An 18,759-nucleotide genomic window follows, 5' to 3' on the forward strand; every position below is an offset into this window, starting at 1 on the left:
TCACGGGGCGGGCGGGGCGAGACGGTCGAACAGGAGCTGTACGGCGCCCGATCGGGGGTGCCGTACGCGGTGGGCGCGGACGCCGAAGACGTCGGCGAGCAGGGCGGGGGTCAGCACGTCGTGCGGCGGGCCGGAGGCGACGATGCGGCCGGCGTCGATGACGTACAGCTCGTCGCAGTGCACGGCGGCCAGGTTCAGGTCGTGCAGCGCGGCCAGCACCGTCAGGCGGCTGTTCCGCACCAGCGCCAGCACCTCCAACTGCTGTGCGATGTCGAGGTGGTTGGTGGGCTCGTCGAGCACCAGCACGGCCGGTTCCTGGGCGAGCGCGCGGGCGATCAGGACCCGCTGCTTCTCGCCGCCGGACAGGCTCGCGAAGCCGCGGCCGGCCAGATGGCCCGCGCCGACCCGGGCGAGCGCCCGCGCGCAGATCTCGGTGTCCGCCGCGCTCGCCCGTCCGGAGCCGCGCTGACGTGGCAGCCGCCCCATCGCGACGACCTCGCCGACGCTGAAGTCGAAGTCGGTGGCGGCCTCCTGGGGCAGCGCCGCCAGCAGCCGGGCCCCCTCGCGGGCGTCCATGGCGTGCAGATCCGCGCCGTCCAGGCGGACCGTTCCGGTGGTCGGCCGCAGTGCCCGGTAGACGCAGCGCAGCAGGGTCGACTTGCCGCTGCCGTTGGGCCCGACCAGGCCGACCAGCCGTCCGCTGCCGGCCCGCAGCGCGATGTCGTGGACCAGCCGGCGCCCGGCCACCTCGACGGACAGGTCCTCGATGTCCAGCCGCATCAGGCACCCCCGGAGAAGCTGTAGCCGCGCCGCCGCATCAGGAGGACGAAGCAGGGCACGCCGATGACGGCGGTGATGACGCCGACCGGCAGTTCGACGGGTGCCAGCAGCACCCGCGAGAGCAGATCCACCCACACCAGCAGCACCGCGCCCAGCAGCGGAGCGACGGCCAGCACCCGGCGGTGGTCGGCGCCGACCAGCATCCGCGTCGCGTGCGGCACCATCAGCCCGACGAAGCCGATCGCGCCGCTGACCGCGACGACGGCGCCGGTGACGGCCGCGGCCACGACGAACAGTTCGCGGCGCAGTCGGCCCGCGTCCACGCCCAGCGCGGCGGCGGTCTCGTCGCCCATGGCCAGCGCGTTGAGCCGGCCCGCGGCGAGCAGCAGGTGGACGAGCGCCGCGGCCACCGCGACGGCGGCGATCGGTACCGAGCCCCAGCCGGCGCCGCTCAGGCTGCCCAGCAGCCACATCATCGCCGAGCGGGCGGCCTCACCGCGGTCGGCGGTGAACACCATCAGCGTGGTGACGGCGGAGAAGCCGTAGTACATGGCGGTGCCGGTGAGCACCAGCCGCAGCGGGGTCAGCCCGTGGGGCGTACGGGCGGCCGCGTAGACCAGGACCATCGCCAGCAGCGCGGAGACGAACGCGGACACCGACAGGGCCCAGACGCCGAGGGCGCCGAGCGCCCCGAACAGCAGGACCGCGTTGGCGCCGACGGCGGCACCGGAGGAGATGCCGAGGACGAAGGGGTCGGCGAGCGCGTTGCGCACCAGGGCCTGGACGGCGACGCCGATGGCGGCCAGGCCCGCGCCGACGACGGCGGCCAGGACCGCGCGCGGGAAGCGCAGTTCCCACACGATGGTGTAGGCGGGGACCTCGTCGGCGGAGATCGTCCCGCCGGTCAGCCCGGCGAGGAGGTAGCGGGCCGCCTGTGCGGGCGTCAGACCGGACGCGCCGAGGGCCACGCCGCCGAGCACGGAAGCGAGCAGCACGGCCGTCAGGACGGCCACCAGGGGCGTCACGGGCAGCCGGCGCGGCGGCGCGGGGCCGTCGGGCGGCACGTGGACGGGAGGTGCGGCGTCGGTGGTGCTCGCCACGGGCGGGTCCGCCTTCGGCTCGGGCCGTGGTCCCGGCGGAGGGGGAGACACGGCCCGGCGCGGAGGCGGCGGAGGCGTCCCCTCGCAGTCCACGGCGAGTTGTCGGGATCGGGCGCCGCCGCGGGCGATCGGGCTCGCGGAACGACGTTCCGCTCTACCGTTGCGGGTCAGCGCCGGGATCTCACCGGACTTCCCCCGCGGGGCGTTGTGGTGCGGGTGTGCGGGTGCCTGCCGGTAGGCCGGTGGCTCACCGGCCTACCGGGTCACGCGGCTCACCGGAAGAAGGCGATGCCGTCGTCCGGCAGGTCCTTGAGGTCCTTGGCCCACTCGCGCGGGTCGACGACCTTCTTCAGGTGCGCGGACATGTAGGGGCGCAGCGGCACCTCGGGGGTGGCCTTCTCACCGACCCACATCAGGTCGCTGTTGACGTAGCCGTAGAGCCGCTTGCCGCCGCTGTACGGGCCGGAGGCACCGGTGCGCGCGATGGCGTCGGTGGCCAGGTCGATCTGCGGCTTCTTGTCGGCCAGCTCGCCGTACCAGACCTCCACCACGCCCTGGTCGCGGATCATCACGATCTCGACCTTGCGGTCGGCGTCGATGCGCCAGTAGCCGCTCTCGGTCTCCAGCGGGCGGACCTTCTTGCCCTCGCTGTCGAGCACCCAGGTGTGCGAGGTGTATTCGAGGAAGTCACGGCCGTCGTGGGTGAAGGTGACCTCCTGCCCGAAGTTGCACTTCTCGGCGCCGGGGAAGTCCGCGACGCCGGCGCCCTCCCAGTTGCCCAGGAGGAAGGCGAGCGGCACCAGGGCCGGGTTCAGGTCGGACGGGATCTCGATCATGAGCTCAGGCGATCTGTAGGGGGAGGTCGGAGGGGTGGTGGGGTACCTCAGCGCTGGCCCTGGTAGAGCTTCTTCCAGGTCAGGGCGGCGAAGCCGAGCACGCCGACGGCGACCAGGACGAGCAGGGTGGTGAAGAATGCCTCAAGCACGAGCGCGCTCCTTGGACGGAGTGAGGTGTTACGGACCGGAAGCGAGTCTAGTCGGCGGCGCCGGGGGCGGCGCTGTGAGGTCCGCCGCCTACGCTTGGTCTCATGGCGAAGAAGCTCGTGATCAAGGTGACGGCGGGCGCGGACGCGCCCGAGCGGTGCTCGCAGGCGTTCACGGTGGCGGCGGTGGCGGTGGCCAGCGGTGTCGAGGTGTCGCTGTGGCTGACCGGGGAGTCGGTGTGGTTCGCGCTGCCAGGGCGGGCCGCCGAGTTCGAGCTGCCGCACGCGGCGCCCCTGCCCGAGCTGATCGACGGGATCGTGGCGGGCGGCGGCGCGATCACGGTCTGCACGCAGTGCGCGGCCCGGCGGGACATCGAGGAGAAGGACCTGATCGAGGGTGCGGCGATCGCCGGGGCCCAGGTCTTCGTCAGCGAGATCATGCCGGAGGGCGTGCAGGCGCTGGTCTACTGACCGGGGGCCGCGGCGCGCGGCGGCGTGCGGCGCGGGTTACTGGGGGTGGCTGTCGTCGCTGTCGTCCAGCTCGCGCCACCAGCGGTCGGACTCCGGGTCGCCGGACTCGTCCCACCAGCGCTCGCCGGGCTCCCGGCGGTTGCCGATGATCGCGGCGACGGGCGGGATGACCATGGCCACCACGCACATCCCGACCGCGGCGGGCACCGACCACAGCCGGACCACGCTCCAGGCCAGCACGAACAGCACCAGGCACACGCCCATCAGCAGGAAGTACCTGCGGTGGCGGCGCTGTGCGGGCGACAGCCGGCGGTGCGCGTACATACCTCAACGGTAGATCCGGGCGGGCCCGTGGAGAAGTCCGGACGGCAGCGCGGAGGGCCGCTCCCCGGTCAGGCGTCCAAACCCCTGGGGTGCGGCCCTCCGGCCGTACGGGTCACGGGAGGCGGCTCCTCCCGGCCGAAGCCGGGAGGGCCTGTCCGTGCGTGGTGTCAGACGGCGATGGCGACCTCCGCCAGCCCGCCCTTCTGGGCGACGACGGTGCGGTCCGCGGTGCCGCCGGGGACGAGCGCGCGCAGCGTCCAGGTGCCCTCGGCCGCGTAGAAGCGGAACTGCCCGGTCGCCGAGGTGGGGACCTCGGCGGTGAACTCGCCGGTCGAGTCCAGGAGGCGGACGTAACCGGTGACGGGCTCGCCGTCGCGGGTCACGCTGCCCTGGATCGTGGTCTCACCGGGCTTGATGGTCGAGGCGTCGGGGCCGCCTGCCTGTGCTCCACACATGGGATACGTCCTTGAGGGGTTCGGGGGAAAGCTTCGCTTACCGGTTACTTGTTGGCGCCGAGCTCGATCGGCACGCCGACCAGCGAGCCGTACTCGGTCCAGGAGCCGTCGTAGTTCTTGACGTTGGTCTGGCCGAGCAGCTCGTGCAGCACGAACCAGGTGAGCGCGGAACGCTCGCCGATGCGGCAGTAGGCGATGGTGTCCTTCGCCAGGTCGACGGACTCGTCCTCGTAGAGGGCCTTGAGCTCGTCGTCCGACTTGAAGGTGCCGTCGTCGTTGGCGTTCTTCGACCAGGGGATGTTGCGCGCGCTGGGCACGTGGCCGGGGCGCTGCGACTGCTCCTGCGGGAGGTGCGCCGGCGCGAGCAGCTTGCCGCTGAACTCGTCGGGGGAGCGGACGTCGACGAGGTTCTTGGCACCGATGGCGGCGACGACGTCGTCGCGGAAGGCGCGGATGGAGGTGTCCTGCGCCTTGGCCTTGTAGTCGGTCTTGGCGCGCTGGGGCACCTCGGCGACCAGGTCGCGGGAGTCCAGCTCCCACTTCTTGCGGCCGCCGTCGAGCAGCTTGACGCTGTCGTGGCCGTAGAGCTTGAAGTACCAGTAGGCGTAGGACGCGAACCAGTTGTTGTTGCCGCCGTAGAGGATGACGGTGTCGTCGTTGGCGATGCCCTTCTCCGAGAGAAGCTTCTCGAAGCCCGCCTGGTCGACGAAGTCGCGGCGCACCGGGTCCTGGAGGTCGGACTTCCAGTCGATGCGGACGGCGTTCTTGATGTGGTTCTTCTCGTAGGCCGAGGTGTCCTCGTCGACCTCGACGATGACCACCTTGGGGTCGTCGATGTGGGCCTCGACCCAGTCGGCGTCCACCAGGACGTCACTGCGGCTCATGTTGTTCTCCTCCGGGGCAGATGCGGGGGCGGATGTGCACGCGGATACGCCGGTGTGCGCGGGGGGCCTTCCGGAGGGAGGTCCGGGGAGGCCGCGTTCGCGCGGCGCCGCGCGGGGTGCGTCAGGGAACGGCCCGAGGGGGCCGGGCCGGCGGAAGACGGGGAGAGATAGGGGCCCGTCAGACAGGGCGACAGAGCATGGCGGCGACGCGGCACAGGTCAACTGCCCGCCGCTTCGTCAGGACCGCCTGTCCCCGTGGACGGAGACCGCTCAATGAGCTCTGCATGGCACCGATCGTAGGGACGGACGGCGGGGCGTGTCACCGGCGTGTCAAATGGCGAGACGCGTTTGTCCGCGATGTGGGATGTCGAGTGGTGCGGCGGGGCCGGACGCGCGGGCGGGGCGCCCGTACGCCCGTGGGGGGTCTGGCGTACGGACTTCCCCGTCTCAGCGACTGGACGAGGCGGGTGAGGCGGATGAGGCGGACGAGGTGGGGCTCGTCCGGGGGAACGCGGCGGGAGTGGCGGCTCAGCCGGGGAGCTTGACGTTCTTGCCCGAGGCGGTGATCGAGATGCCGTCGCGCATCGTCGTCACCTTCTCCAGGTCGAGGTTGCCGGGCAGTTGGTCCAGCTTCCAGTCGTGGTCGGTCTGCGCGCGGACCTTCGACTCGCACCCCGGCAGGACCCGGCACATGCCCGGGATGGAGTCGGCGCGCAGTCGGACGGTGTCGCCGCCGACGGTGGTGATGGAGCCGGTCACCTCAAGGGAGCTCAGCAGCGGCATGTTCGGCGAGATCCTGACCTGGCTGCGGCCGTTCTTCTGCCCGGCGTAGTCGATCTTCACGCCGCCGCCCGCGGCCTTGGTCAGGTCCGCGTAGGTGATCTTGGCCTTGCCGGTCGCCGAGTCGGCGCTCTCGATGGAGCTGTAGTCGCTGGTCAGGCCCACGCCGTAGAACCGCGCGCTGAGCCGGTCGATGCGCAGCGTCCGCCCGTCGGCGCTGGCCTGGAGCCCGCCGAGCTCGGCGTCCACTTCCTCCAGCGAGCGGCCGGCCACCTGCGTCAGGAACGGGAAGCCCTTGATGGAGACCTCCGGGGTCCGGTCGAGCCCCTGGGCGGCGCGGATCTTGTCCGCCGCCTTGTCCTCGGCCAGATTCACCGCGACCCGGTCACCGGCGACGAACAGCGCCCCGAGTATGACGACGATGAACAGCAGTATCCGTAGTGCGCGCATCGAACCACTTCCCCCACGCCAGGGCCGGACGCCCGGCCGTTTTCCGTCCCGCAGGCCCCAGCCCCCGCCTGCGCACGGGGGAGCCTAGACGACCCGGTCCCCCTCGCGCGCGAGCCGGCCGCCGGAAGGCACCGACGGGTGGCCTCCGGCGGCCGGCTCGGCCGTGGGGGACGGGTGCGGGCGGTCCGGGTCAGGTCAGCGCGCGGCCCAGGACGTACACGGCGGGGGCGGCCAGAGCCAGGGGCAGGGCCACGCCCGCGGTCATGTGGACGAAGCGGGAGGGGTAGTCGTAGCTGGCCACGCGCAGGCCGATCAGGGCGCAGCCGCCGGCCGCCAGGCCCAGCAGCGCGCCGGACGGGCCGAGGCCGGCCAGACCGCCCGCCGCGATCCCGGCGCCGGCCGCGGCCAGCAGGGAGACGGCCACGGACGCGAGCGAGGGCAGCGGCAGGGCGCGGGCGAGCGTCGCCACGCCCGCGCCGGCCGCGCCGACCACCACCGCCTCGGGGGCGGCGGAGAGCTGGCCCGAGGCGAGCACCGCGAGCGCGGTGGAGGTCAGGCCCGCGGTCAGCGCGTACATCCGCTCGTCGGCGCTGCCGCGGTTGCGCATCTGGAGCACGAGGACGAAAAGGCACCACACACCGAGCGTGCCGACGGCCACGACGGGCGCGTCCTCGCGGTCGGTGGCCAGCAGGGCGGCGTCGGTGGCCAGACCGGCCAGGAACGCCAGCGCGATGCCCTGGCGGGCGGGCCACATGCCGTTCAGCCGGAACCAGCCGGCCGCCGTGACGGCCTGGAGCAGCGCCACCGGCACGGCCAGCACCGGGCGGCCCAGCGGCGCGGTCACCGCGAGCAGCAGGGCGAGCCCGGCGGTCAGTACGGCCGGCTTCATCCCCGGCGGGATGATCGGCGAGCGGCCCTCGGCGCGGGCGCGCTGATTGGGCGCCAGGTGCGCGGTGGAGGCCGGCGCGGGGGCGGCGGCGGTGACGGTCGCGCGGGCGGGGGGCGGTCCGCCCGCCTCGGCGCGCGCCTGCTGCGGGTACCGGGGGGCGCGGGTCTCCTCCGGCGGCATCGCGGCGTGCCGGCCGTGGCCCTGGCCGCCCTGCCACTGCTGCGCGTAGGGGTCGGGGTGGCGGGCGTACGGAGGCTGCGGGGCGTAGCCCTCACGCGGCGGGTACGGCTCGGCGGCCGGGTACGCCTCGCCCTGCTGGTACTGCTGGTGCGGCTGGTGCGGCTCGTACGGCTCGCGGGCGTGTCGGCCCTGCGGCTGGTGGTCGCTCATGGTCTGTCCTCACCCTCCCGCGAACGGCGGGAGGACCTCGACGGTGCCGCCCTGGGCCAGGCGCACGGCCGCGTGGTCGCGGGTGCCGACCGGATCGCCGTCCACCAGGAAGGAACAGCGCATCAAAACGCGCGCGAACTCGGGGTTCTCGGCGTGTGCCGCGCGCGCCGCGTCGAGCGCCTCGGCGAGCGTCGCCGCCGCGTACGGCTCCTCTGCCGTACCGGCGGCGGCCTTGGCCGCGGCCCAGTAGCGCACGGTGCCAGTTGTTGTCACGGCGGCCTCTTCATCGTCTCGGTCGTGGGTGTCCGTCCGGGCGGCTGCCCCGGCGTTGCCGCCTCCATGATGGCGTACGCGCGGGCCGGCGCGGTCCCGGGCAAGATCTGGCAAAGGCGCGCGTGCCCGCCCGGCGGCCCCGCGGAAATTCGATTGCCGAAGGCAAGTGTTCGCATAGGCTCGATGGGTGTTGGTCCGACTCGCGCGGGCGCATTTGCGGCCCCATAGGCGCTCGATATCCCTGATCGTGCTGCTCCAGCTCATCCAGACCCTGGCCACCCTCTACCTGCCCACCCTCAACGCCGACATCATTGACAACGGTGTCGTGAAGGGGGACGCGGGCTACATCCTCCGCCTGGGCGGCTTCATGATCGCCGTCACACTGCTCCAGATCGTCTGCGCCCTCGGCGCGGTCTACCTCGGCGCCCGTACGGCCATGGCGCTCGGCCGCGACATCCGCGCGGCGGTGTTCGACCGGGTGCAGTCCTTCTCCGCGCGGGAGATGGCCTCCTTCGGCGCGCCCTCACTGATCACCCGGACCACCAACGACGTCCAGCAGGTCCAGATGCTGGTGCTGATGACGTTCACGATGATGGTCTCGGCGCCGATCATGTGCGTCGGCGGTGTCGTCATGGCGCTCAACCAGGACGTCCCGCTGTCGGCCCTGCTGCTCGTCATCGTCCCGGTCCTGGGGATTCTCGTCTCGCTGATCGTGCGCCGGATGCGTCCGCTCTTCCGCGGGGTGCAGGAGCGCATCGACACCGTCAACCGCATCCTGCGCGAGCAGATCACCGGCATCCGCGTCATCCGCGCCTTCGTCCGCGACCGGCACGAACGCGAGCGGTTCGGCGCGGTCAACACCGACCTGTACGACGTGTCGATGCGCGCCGGCCGGCTGATGTCGATGATGTTCCCGCTGGTCATGCTGGTCATGAACCTCTCCGGCGTCGCCGTCGTCTGGTTCGCCGGGCTGCGCATCGACAGCGGCGACATGCGGATCGGCGCGCTGACGGCCTTCCTCAGCTACCTCATGTACATCCTGATGTCGATCATGATGGCGACGTTCATGGTCATGATGCTGCCGCGGGCCGAGGTCTGCGCCGAGCGCGTCCAGGAGGTGCTGGCCACCGACACCAGCGTCCTGCCGCCCGAGCACCCCGTCACCGAACTGCGCCGCCACGGCGAACTGGAGCTGCGGGGCGTGGAGTTCCGCTTCCCGGGAGCCGAGCAGCCGGTCCTCAAGGACGTCTCGCTGGTGGCCCGCCCCGGTGAGACCACCGCCGTCATCGGCTCGACCGGCAGCGGCAAGTCGACCCTCCTCGGGCTCGTACCGCGGCTGCTGGACGCCACCGGCGGCACGGTCCTGGTGGACGGCGAGGACGTGCGCACCCTGGACCAGGAGACGCTGGCCGACGCCATCGGCCTGGTCCCGCAGAAGCCGTATCTCTTCTCCGGGACCGTCGCGACGAACCTGCGCTACGGCAATCCGGACGCCACCGACGACGAGCTGTGGCACGCCCTGGAGATCGCGCAGGCGCGGGAGTTCGTCGAGCGGATGGAGGGTGGCCTGGACGCCCCCGTCGCGCAGGGCGGCGCCAATGTCTCCGGGGGCCAGCGGCAGCGGCTGGCCATCGCGCGGGCGCTGGTGCGCCGGCCCGAGATCTACCTCTTCGACGACTCCTTCTCCGCGCTGGACTACGCCACGGACGCCGCGCTGCGCGCGGCCCTGTCCCGGGAGACCGACCGGGCGACGGTGGTGATCGTCGCGCAGCGCGTGGCCACCATCCGCGGCGCCGACCGCATCGTCGTCCTGGACGAGGGACGCGTCGTCGGCACCGGCACCCACGCCGAGCTGATGGCCGGCAACGACACCTACCGGGAGATCGTGCTCTCCCAGTTGACCGAGCAGGAGGCGGCGTGACCACCGCGGACAAGGCGGCGGGCGCCCCGCCGCAGACGCCGAGGGCGCCCGCGCGCGGGCCCGCGCCGGCGCTCGGACCGGGCCGGATGATGGGCGGCCAGCCCACCGAGAAGTCGATGGACTTCACGGGATCGGGCAAGCGGCTGCTGGGCTGGATGCGGCCCGAGCGCGGCGTGATCTCCTTCGCGCTGACGCTGGGCGTCCTGTCCGTGGCCCTGTCGGTGGTGGGCCCCAAGGTCCTCGGCCACGCCACGGACCTGATCATGGCCGGCATCGTCGGCCGCCGGCTGCCGGAGGGCATCAGCCGGGCCGAGGCCGCCGAGCGGCTGCGCGCGCACGGCCAGGGCGGCCTGGCCGACATGCTCGCCACGCTGCCGGTCGTGCCCGGCCGCGGTATCGACTTCGGCGCGGTCGGCGTCGTCCTGCTGTGGGCGGCGCTGATCTACGCCGGCGCCTCGCTCTTCGGCTTCGTCCAGGCCAGGATCGCCACCCGCGTCGTGCAGAACACCGTCTTCCGGATGCGCGAGCGGGTCGAGGAGAAGCTGGCCCGGCTGCCGCTGAGCTATTTCGACAAGCAGCAGCGCGGCGAGGTGCTCTCCCGGGCCACCAACGACATCGACAACATCCAGCAGACGCTCCAGCAGACCCTCAGCCAGATCGTCGCGTCGGTGCTGACCATCGTCGGCGTCCTGGTCATGATGTTCTGGATCTCGCCGTTGCTGGCGCTGGTCGCCCTCGTCACCGTCCCGGTGTCGGTCCTGGTCGCCACCAAGATCGGCAAGCGCGCGCAGCCGCAGTTCGTCCAGCAGTGGAAGACCACCGGCAAGCTCAACGCGCACGTCGAGGAGATGTACACCGGCCACTCCCTGGTGAAGGTCTTCGGCCGCCAGCGGGAGTCCGCCGAGCTGTTCCGCGAGCAGAACGACGCCCTGTACGCCGCCGGGTTCAAGGCGCAGTTCATCTCCGGCGTCATCCAGCCCGCGATGATGTTCATCGGCAACCTCAACTACGTCCTGGTCGCGGTCGTCGGCGGTCTGCGGGTCGCCTCCGGCGCCCTGTCCATCGGTGACGTCCAGGCCTTCATCCAGTACTCCCGGCAGTTCAGCCAGCCCCTCACGCAGGTCGCCTCGATGGCCAACCTCGTCCAGTCCGGTGTCGCCTCCGCCGAGCGGGTCTTCGAGCTGCTCGACGCCGACGAGCAGGAGCCCGACACGGAGCCGGCCGGGCGTCCGGAGCGGGTCACCGGCCGCGTCGCCTTCGAGCACGTCTCCTTCCGCTACGACGAGGACAAGCCGCTCATCGAGGACCTCTCGCTGAGCGTCCGCCCCGGCCAGACCGTCGCCATCGTCGGCCCGACCGGTGCCGGCAAGACCACCCTGGTCAACCTCCTCATGCGGTTCTACGAGGTGCGCGGCGGCCGGATCACCCTCGACGGGGTGGACATCGCCCGGATGCCGCGGGAGGAACTGCGCTCCCACATCGGCATGGTGCTCCAGGACACCTGGCTCTTCGGCGGCACCATCGCCGAGAACATCGCCTACGGAGCGCCCGAGGGCACCTCGCGCGAGAAGGTGATCGAGGCCGCCAGGGCCACCCACGTCGACCGCTTCGTGCGGACCCTGCCCGACGGCTACGACAGCGTCATCGACGAGGAGGGCGGCAACGTCTCCGTCGGTGAGAAGCAGCTCATCACCATCGCCCGGGCCTTCCTCGCCGAGCCCGCCATCCTCGTCCTGGACGAGGCGACCAGCTCGGTCGACACCCGCACCGAGGTGCTGATCCAGCACGCCATGGCCCAACTGCGCACCGGCCGCACCAGTTTCGTCATCGCCCACCGCCTCTCCACGATCCGCGACGCCGACGTGATCCTGGTGATGGAGTCCGGCGCGATCGTCGAACAGGGCACGCACGACACCCTGCTGGCCGCCGGCGGGGCCTACGCCCGCCTGTATGCCGCCCAGTTCGCGCGGGCGGTGGCCGAAACGGAGTGAGATGCGACCGGCATGAGCGCCCGTGACCTGCGCGTAAACCCAACTCCCTTTCGAATATGGCAATTTGTGTGTAGGTCGTACGGGGGCGCCGCTATGGTGTGCGGGACACGTGACGCGAGTCGGCACTGTGACGCAGGGGTCCGGGAATGATCCTGGAAGCCGCCGCCCGTCGGGACGTTGACGGGCGAGGCTGCTGCTTGGGGTGAGTGTGCGCCTCCCATGAGGTCTGATCCGCCGCAGAGCCAGTATCCGGTCCGGCCGCCGCGCAGCACGTGGGCGTGGTGAGTGGGAACGCTCCACGCCCCGCTCCGCGACCGAAGGGCTTGCCCGGGCGGCGGACGGGGGAGGGGGCGCGGACGATGGCGTTCGCGCGCGGTCCTCAATGCGGCCCAGTACGGAGATGGCTGTCATGGCCACCAAGGACTCCGCCGCGCCTCTGCGGCTCATCTATGTCGACGACACCGGCGACTCCCGCAGGACGGCGGCGTTCGCCTCGTTATCCCTCGCCGTGGACCAGGTGGCTTCGGCCAAGCGGCATCTGCTGCGCTTCCGCGCCGAGCTCGAAGCCGACCCGGCGCTGGAAATCCCCCTGGACGCCTCCCTGCACGCCCAGGATCTCGCCGCCGGCCGCGGACGCCATGTGCACCGCTACGGCCCGGCCGACCGCGACGCGCACCTCGCCAACTGCCGCGGGGTGATCCTGCGCGGCCTGCGGGCCGTCGCCGGCATCTCCGGGGCGCGGGTGACCGCCGTCTACCGGGAGACCGACGACTACGGCTGCGACCGCCCGGCGCTCTACCGGGCCTGGCTCGCGCGCGTCAACGCCGAACTCGCCGCGTCGGACGAGTACGGCGTGGTGATCCTCGACGGGGACGGCACCGAACGCCCCCTGATCGAGGCCCACCAGGCGCTGCCGGCGCGCGACCGGCGGATCAAGGGCGACCCGCTCTTCCAGTCCGCCCGCATCAACTACTTCCTGCAGGCCGCCGACCTGCTCGCGTACGCCGCCTACCAGAGCGTGGCCAAGCGTGCGGAGCGGGAGTTCATGTGGGACTGGTTCGGCGCCACGCTTCCCGGGGCCGACGGCCCCTGCGCGCTGTGACGCCCGTCAGCGGTCCACCACCACCCGAGCACGACGGAGGGGTTATGTCGAAGTCCGCGGCCCAGCAGCCGATCACCGTGGAATGGGGCAAGGAACAGGTCGTGGTGTCCGACGTCGCGCGGGAGCTGCCCGACGCGTCGCACGTCGACGACCGGTTGAAGCTGGTGAAGGCCGGCACCGCCAGCGGCCTGGCCTCGCTCCCCGAGGACGCCTGGCACGCGGTCTCCCGCGCCTCGGTCAGCCCCGAGCTGGTCGCGCTCCAGCTTCGCCAGTCCTCGGAGTCGGGCGGCAGCCTGCTGCTGGAGGAGCACGTGGACGGGGCCACGCTCCACTCGGTGCACACCCGGGTGTGGCTGACGGAGCTGTTCCCCGGCATCCAGCCGCGTACCGGCCAGGAAGTGCTGGACGAGGACGATCCCCAGGTCTCCGGCCTGGCCGAGGACGGCCGCCCGCAGGCGATCCTGCGCTACCGCTACCGCGACCTCGCCCACCTGCGCAAGCACGTCTGGCAGACCATCGACGCCACCTTGAAGCTGAACTCCTACGAGGAGTCGATCCTGGCCCGGCGGGTGACCCGGGCCCTGATCGTCCACCCCGTCGTCTTCGACTTCGCCGACGGCACGGAGTCGGTGCACGCCCTGGTCGCACGGGACGGCATCACCCGCCTGGCCAGCGCCTGGAAGGTGCTGGCGGGGCCGGGCGCGGTGCAGGAGGAGGCGGCCGAGCTGGCCGTGGAGACCCTGCTCGCCGAGCGCAAGCAGCCCGCCAACGAGTCGCTGAAGTCGCGTACGCAGCGCTGGGCGCTGGGCCGGGAGCTGCGCCGCGGCCTGCTGCGGGAGGAGTTCGCCAAGGAGGCGGCCGGCGAGGTGCCGTCGCTGCGCGCCATCCAGATCGCCCAGACGTACGTCGTGCCGGCGCATGTCGCCGTGGGCGCCCAGGCGCACGGGAGCGGCATGCTGGCCGCCGAGGACGTGTTCGACGACGCGCTGCGCTCGATCCTGGCCTCGGTGCACGTGGAGTTCAAACCGTGGGACGCGGCGGCCCAGAACCTGGAGGTGGCCACCCGCGCGCTCAAGCTCGTCGTCCAGACGCGGGCCCGCGAGTGGGGCAAGGAGGACGAGCTGGGGGCGGTCTACTCCCTGGCGGTGGGGCGGCGCCCGGCGGCGGACACCCCCGCCATCTTCCGGGACGAGCGGATTCCCGGCACTCCCCTGTGGCGGGCGGTCTGCCTCCTGCACGTGCTGACCCGGTCCGAGCTGTTCGCGGAGCTGCGGGGCCGGGCGAAGGAGATCAAGAACGAGCGGCGGATGACCATCAAGGGCTATGCGGGGCTGCTGGGCCCTGTGGTGGACGAGCCGTGGCGGGCGCAGAAGAAGTCGGCCGTCAAGCAGGCGCGCAACGCGTGGAGCAACGGCGGTGTGCTCTGTGCCGACGTGCTGTCCGACGGCTGGGTGCCGGTGCCCACCGAGGACTTCACCACGCTCGTCGAACCCGCCCTGAACGGCGATCTCGACGCCCGCTGCACCCTGGCCCTGGCCGGCGGTACGGCGCTGATCGCCGACAAGTTGATCACCCGGAACGTCGGTTCCGCCGTCGGCACCCAGCGCCAGCCGGGCAAGGTGCCCTTCCGGGCCGACGCCTCCGCCGTCGTGGCCGGCCTGGCCCGCGAGGGCAACGCGCTGGGCCTGTGGACGCTGGCCCTCGCGGCCCAGCGGTTCGAGGCGGGCCGGCTGCCCCGTAACGCCAGTTCCCGGCAGGAATTCGGGCTGCCGGACGAGGACGGGCCGGAGGGGGCGCTCTACCAGCACGTGGCGGTGGATCTCAAGGCGCCGGACCGGGTCCGCCGGGCCGGTGAGGACGAGGTGCCGCTGCTGCCCTGGGACGTCGTGTACGCCTCGGACGAGGCGCGGGCGCGCAAGACGATCGCGGACTCGCTGCCGCCGGCGCCCGCCGGACCCCCGCCGACCGCCCCGCCGGGCCAGGAGGGGGCGCCCCACGCGGACGAGGACGACACGGCGGCGCCGGGCGGCTCCCCGGGGGCCGGCGACCGGCCCGTCGGGCTGCGGATCGCCGATCAGCGCCGCGCGCTCGCCCTGGCGCTGGCCGACGCGGAGGGGGCGCTGGGCAGGCTGCGCGAGCTGGGGCTGAACCGGACCTATCCGCCGCTGTTCACCGACGTCGACGAGTGGAACGAACTGCGCGAGACCGCGATCCGGGTCCAGAACGAGATCCATGACCACCGGCCGCCGACGGAGGACGACGACCTGGGGGAGGACGGCGTGGAGGACTGACCGAGGGCGGCCGGGGGGCCGGGGCGCGGCGCGCCGGGGCCGGGGACCGGCGTGCGCACCCGTGCGCCTCTCGCGCGCCCCCCGGCCGTAAAGCGCCGCCCACCGGGGCGGCCGCGGCGCCGGGATCGACAAGGTGATCAGGGCCGCACGCTGGGGAAACGTAGGCCCCGGTCCGGACGCCGTCTTCCGTCAACAAAGGGGCCCAACGACCACTCGAAGTGATCGACAGAACACAAGAACGTGCAAAATCGGCCGCCGGTCCGGAACCCAGGTGAGCTATTCTGCTGGACAAGAAGGATCCGGGCAGCGTTGCCCCCGGGTCCTTTTGTGCTTTCAGCCGGGATAGGGCGCGGTTGAGAGGACCGTACGAAGCAGTGCCGCAGACTCCCCCGGCCCAGGCCGGGAGGTGCCCCCCGTCGCCGGGACCGAGGAGGAACCAGACGTCATGGGCGAGCGAAGCGAGCAGGACCGCGAGCAGCACACGATGAAGCACGCCGTGAACCGGGTAGGTGGTCGGAAGTGAGTTCGCTTCTGCTGCTGACCAACGCACTCCAGCCGTCGACGGAGGTGCTCCCGGCGCTCGGCCTGCTGCTGCACAGCGTCCGGGTGGCCCCCGCCGAGGGCCCGGCCCTGATCGACACCCCAGGGGCCGACGTCATACTGATCGACGGCCGCCGAGACCTTCCCCAGGTGCGGTCGCTGTGCCAGCTCCTGCGCTCCACCGGACCGGGCTGTCCGCTGGTCCTGGTGGTCACCGAGGGCGGCCTGACCGCCGTCACCGCGGACTGGGGCATCGACGACGTCCTGCTGGACACCGCCGGCCCCGCCGAGGTCGAGGCCCGGCTGCGGCTGGCGATGGGCCGCCAGCAGATCACCACCGACGACAGCCCGATGGAGATCCGCAACGGCGATCTGTCGGTGGACGAGGCGACCTACAGCGCCAAGCTCAAGGGCCGGGTCCTGGACCTGACCTTCAAGGAATTCGAACTGCTGAAGTACCTGGCGCAGCACCCGGGCCGGGTGTTCACCCGCGCCCAGCTCCTCCAGGAGGTGTGGGGCTATGACTACTTCGGCGGTACGCGGACGGTGGACGTGCACGTACGGCGGCTGCGCGCGAAGCTCGGCCCCGAGCACGAGTCGCTGATCGGCACGGTCCGCAACGTCGGCTACCGCTTCGTGACGCCCGAGAAGGTCGAGCGGGCGGCGGCGGAGGCCCAGGCCAAGGAGAACGCCGCCCAGGCCGCCAAGGCCGCGCAGGCGGCGAAGGCCGCCGGGAGCGGCTCCGGTGACCAGGGCGGGGAGCCGGTGGCGCCCGGTGCCCGGCCCGCGTCCGGACGGTCCGGCCAGAGGTGAGGGGGACGTCCGGCAGAGCGGCGGGGAGCGCGCGCTCCCCGCTCGGCGTACAACTGCCGGACACCCTCGTGAACGACCCGCGTAGACTTCCGCGCGTGGCCAAGGTGACGCGGGATGATGTGGCAAGGCTGGCGGGTACGTCCACCGCCGTTGTCAGCTACGTCATCAACAACGGACCAAGGCCGGTCGCCCCGGCCACACGCGAGCGGGTGCTCGCCGCCATCAAGGAGCTCGGCTACCGGCCGGACCGCGTCGCGCAGGCGATGGCGTCCCGCCGTACCGACCTCATAGGTCTGATCGTGCCGGACACCCGGCAGCCGTTCTTCGCGGAGATGGCGCACGCCGTGGAGCAGGCCGCCGCCGAGCGCGGAAAGATGGTCCTGGTCGGCAACGCCAACTACCTCGACGAGCGCGAGGTGCACTACCTGCGCGCCTTCCTCGGGATGCGGGTCTCGGGACTGATCCTGATCAGCCAGGGCCCCAGTGAGCACGCCGCCGCCGAGATCGACGCCTGGGACGCGCGGGTGGTGCTGCTGCACCGCCGGCCGGACGCCATCGACGACGTCGCGGTGATGACGGACGACGTCTGGGGCGCGCAGTTGGCCACCCGGCACCTGCTGGAGCACGGCCACCCCTACGTCGCCTTCCTCGGCGGCACGGAGGAGACCCCGAAGTCCGGCGACCCGGTCACCGACCACGTCGAGGGCTGGCGGCGGGCCATGCAGGAGTCCGGGAAGTCGCCCGAGGGCCGGTACTTCCAGGCGCCGTACAACCGCTACGACGCCTACCAGGCCGCGCTGAAGCTGCTGGCCGGCCCCGACCGGCCGCCGGCCATCATGTGCGCGACGGACGACCAGGCGATCGGCGTGCTGCGGGCCGCCCGGGAACTGCGCATCGACGTGCCGGGCGAGCTGGCCGTCGCGGGCTTCGACGACGTGAAGGAAGCGGGCCTGACCGACCCGCCGCTGACGACGGTCGCCTCCGACCGGCCGGCGATGGCGCGGGCCGCGGTCGATCTGGTGCTGGACGACGGGCTGCGCGTGGTCGGCTCGCGCCGGGAGCGGCTGAAGCAGTTCCCCTCGCGGCTGGTGATCCGGCGGTCCTGCGGCTGCGGAGGCTGAGCCGGGAGGCTCTCCTCCCGCGCGCAGGCCGCTCCGGCCGCCCGCCTTTATACCGGGCATACCCACTTCTGTCGGGTCTCTCAGGGCGTTCTCAGACGTTTCTCATGGACCTCTCGCACAGTCGGAGGCATGACCGACAGCTACCGCCGAAGCGGCGATGACATGCCTGAGGACCGGCCGTTCGGATACGGCCAGGACGTTCCCCGCGGCGGGCCGGTGTTTCCGCCGCCGCCTCCGAACCCGCCGGCTCCCGGGCCGCGCGAGCCGCGGCGCACCGTGCGCCGGCCGGTCGCGCTGATCGCGGCGGTGGCGGTCGCCTCCGGCCTCATCGGCGGCGGCAGCGCGGCCCTGATCGCCGGCGCCACCCACTCGGCGACCGGCGGCGTCTCCACACCGGTGGTCAACGCGGGCAAGACCGGCGGCAGCGGGGTGTCGGGCGTCGCCAAGGCCGTCGGCCCGGCCATCGTGGAGATCGAGGCGCGGACGGCCGGCGGCCGGTCCACCGGCTCCGGCGTCGTCCTCACCGGCGACGGCGAGATCATCACCAACAACCACGTGCTCTCCGGCGCGCGCACCGTCACCGTCACCTTCAGCGACGGCGGCCGGAAGACCGCACAGGTCGTCGGGACCGACCCCGGCAAGGACCTGGCACTGATCAAGGTCCAGGGCGCCAAGGGCCTGACCACCGCGGCCCTCGGCGACTCCGACGACGTCGCGGTCGGCGACCAGGTCGTCGCGATCGGCTCCCCCGAGGGCCTGACCGGCTCCGTCACCAGCGGCATCGTCTCCGCGCTCAACCGGGACGTCACCGTCCCCAAGGAGGACGGCCAGGGGCCGGGGCCGGGAGAAGGCGGCCCGGGCGGGGACGGCGGATGGCCCTTCGAGTTCGGCGGCAACGAGTACAACGGCGACACCGGCTCCTCGAAGACCTCCTACAAGGCCATCCAGACCGACGCCTCGCTCAACCCCGGCAACTCCGGCGGCGCCCTGATAAACCTGCGGGGCCAGATCATCGGCATCAACTCCGCGATGTACTCGCCCAGTTCGGCCTCCAGCAGCACGGCCGGCAGCGTCGGGCTGGGCTTCGCCATCCCGGTCAACACCGTCAAGGCCGACCTCGACGATCTGCGCGGCGGCGGCGGCCGCGGCGGCGGCGTCTGAGGACGCGCCCGTCCGGCCGCCGTGCGAGGCTGAGGACCGGC

The 18,759-nt window shown here is 72.5% G+C and carries 18 protein-coding genes; 8 read left to right on the forward strand and 10 right to left on the reverse strand.

Annotated features, from left to right (window positions below):
• From ACZ45Z_RS16520 to ACZ45Z_RS16530, 3 genes are all read right to left on the reverse strand, one after another.
• Nucleotides 1-780, reverse strand: coding sequence for an ABC transporter ATP-binding protein (locus ACZ45Z_RS16520; RefSeq protein ID WP_468362471.1), 780 nt, complete (start codon nt 778-780; stop codon nt 1-3).
• Nucleotides 780-1,880 (reverse strand): FecCD family ABC transporter permease, encoded by a 1,101-nt coding sequence (locus ACZ45Z_RS16525; protein WP_468362473.1) that lies wholly within the window; start codon nt 1,878-1,880, stop codon nt 780-782. The genes ACZ45Z_RS16520 and ACZ45Z_RS16525 overlap by 1 nt, the downstream gene beginning before the upstream one ends.
• Before the next feature lie 272 nt (nt 1,881-2,152).
• Nucleotides 2,153-2,716 carry a heme-binding beta-barrel domain-containing protein gene (locus tag ACZ45Z_RS16530; protein WP_468362475.1) on the reverse strand — a complete coding sequence of 188 codons (564 nt, stop codon included), beginning with the start codon at nt 2,714-2,716 and terminating at the stop codon, nt 2,153-2,155.
• Nucleotides 2,717-2,967: 251 nt separating this feature from the next.
• On the opposite strand from ACZ45Z_RS16530, the gene ACZ45Z_RS16535 reads away from it, so the two are divergent.
• A complete protein-coding gene (locus tag ACZ45Z_RS16535) occupies nt 2,968-3,333 on the forward strand; it encodes a DsrE family protein (RefSeq protein ID WP_468362477.1) in 366 nt (121 codons plus the stop codon).
• Nucleotides 3,334-3,369: 36 nt separating this feature from the next.
• On the opposite strand, the gene ACZ45Z_RS16540 is transcribed toward ACZ45Z_RS16535, so the two are convergent.
• The 7 genes from ACZ45Z_RS16540 to ACZ45Z_RS16570 form a co-directional block, all read right to left on the reverse strand.
• Nucleotides 3,370-3,657 carry a DUF3099 domain-containing protein gene (locus ACZ45Z_RS16540; protein WP_468362479.1) on the reverse strand — a complete coding sequence of 96 codons (288 nt, stop codon included), beginning with the start codon at nt 3,655-3,657 and terminating at the stop codon, nt 3,370-3,372.
• Nucleotides 3,658-3,824: 167 nt separating this feature from the next.
• Nucleotides 3,825-4,112 carry a DUF1416 domain-containing protein gene (locus ACZ45Z_RS16545; protein ID WP_006603933.1) on the reverse strand — a complete coding sequence of 96 codons (288 nt, stop codon included), beginning with the start codon at nt 4,110-4,112 and terminating at the stop codon, nt 3,825-3,827.
• A 44-nt stretch (nt 4,113-4,156) separates the two neighbouring features.
• Entirely contained in the window at nt 4,157-4,996 is an 840-nt protein-coding gene (locus ACZ45Z_RS16550) for a sulfurtransferase (protein ID WP_468362481.1), read from the reverse strand.
• A 178-nt stretch (nt 4,997-5,174) separates the two neighbouring features.
• Nucleotides 5,175-5,282 carry an Ms5788A family Cys-rich leader peptide gene (locus ACZ45Z_RS16555; RefSeq protein WP_371873992.1) on the reverse strand — a complete coding sequence of 36 codons (108 nt, stop codon included), beginning with the start codon at nt 5,280-5,282 and terminating at the stop codon, nt 5,175-5,177.
• A gap of 242 nt (nt 5,283-5,524) precedes the next feature.
• Complete coding sequence (locus ACZ45Z_RS16560) at nt 5,525-6,226, reverse strand: LmeA family phospholipid-binding protein (protein WP_468362483.1); 702 nt, start codon at nt 6,224-6,226, stop codon at nt 5,525-5,527.
• A 190-nt stretch (nt 6,227-6,416) separates the two neighbouring features.
• The gene (locus ACZ45Z_RS16565; protein WP_468362485.1) at nt 6,417-7,505 is read right to left on the reverse strand and encodes a hypothetical protein; all 1,089 of its coding nucleotides are present in this window, start codon (nt 7,503-7,505) and stop codon (nt 6,417-6,419) included.
• 9 nt (nt 7,506-7,514) lie between these two features.
• On the reverse strand, nt 7,515-7,760 hold the full coding sequence (locus ACZ45Z_RS16570; RefSeq protein ID WP_468362941.1) for a MoaD/ThiS family protein: 246 nt from the start codon (nt 7,758-7,760) through the stop codon (nt 7,515-7,517).
• Nucleotides 7,761-7,965: 205 nt separating this feature from the next.
• On the opposite strand from ACZ45Z_RS16570, the gene ACZ45Z_RS16575 reads away from it, so the two are divergent.
• From ACZ45Z_RS16575 to ACZ45Z_RS16605, 7 genes are all read left to right on the forward strand, one after another.
• Nucleotides 7,966-9,699 carry an ABC transporter ATP-binding protein gene (locus tag ACZ45Z_RS16575; RefSeq protein ID WP_468362487.1) on the forward strand — a complete coding sequence of 578 codons (1,734 nt, stop codon included), beginning with the start codon at nt 7,966-7,968 and terminating at the stop codon, nt 9,697-9,699.
• 89 nt (nt 9,700-9,788) lie between these two features.
• On the forward strand, nt 9,789-11,690 hold the full coding sequence (locus ACZ45Z_RS16580; RefSeq protein ID WP_468362943.1) for an ABC transporter ATP-binding protein: 1,902 nt from the start codon (nt 9,789-9,791) through the stop codon (nt 11,688-11,690).
• Nucleotides 11,691-12,099: 409 nt separating this feature from the next.
• The gene (locus ACZ45Z_RS16585; protein ID WP_468362489.1) at nt 12,100-12,792 is read left to right on the forward strand and encodes a DUF3800 domain-containing protein; all 693 of its coding nucleotides are present in this window, start codon (nt 12,100-12,102) and stop codon (nt 12,790-12,792) included.
• Nucleotides 12,793-12,836: 44 nt separating this feature from the next.
• Nucleotides 12,837-15,083, forward strand: coding sequence for a hypothetical protein (locus tag ACZ45Z_RS16590; protein WP_468362491.1), 2,247 nt, complete (start codon nt 12,837-12,839; stop codon nt 15,081-15,083).
• Nucleotides 15,084-15,602: 519 nt separating this feature from the next.
• Nucleotides 15,603-16,436 (forward strand): response regulator transcription factor, encoded by an 834-nt coding sequence (locus ACZ45Z_RS16595; RefSeq protein WP_468362493.1) that lies wholly within the window; start codon nt 15,603-15,605, stop codon nt 16,434-16,436.
• Nucleotides 16,437-16,531: 95 nt separating this feature from the next.
• On the forward strand, nt 16,532-17,557 hold the full coding sequence (locus ACZ45Z_RS16600) for a LacI family DNA-binding transcriptional regulator (RefSeq protein ID WP_468362495.1): 1,026 nt from the start codon (nt 16,532-16,534) through the stop codon (nt 17,555-17,557).
• Between the two features lie 129 nt (nt 17,558-17,686).
• Nucleotides 17,687-18,718, forward strand: coding sequence for a S1C family serine protease (locus ACZ45Z_RS16605; RefSeq protein WP_468362497.1), 1,032 nt, complete (start codon nt 17,687-17,689; stop codon nt 18,716-18,718).
• Nucleotides 18,719-18,759 lie beyond the last annotated feature (41 nt).

This window comes from Streptomyces sp. NPDC031210 (genome assembly GCF_055570395.1).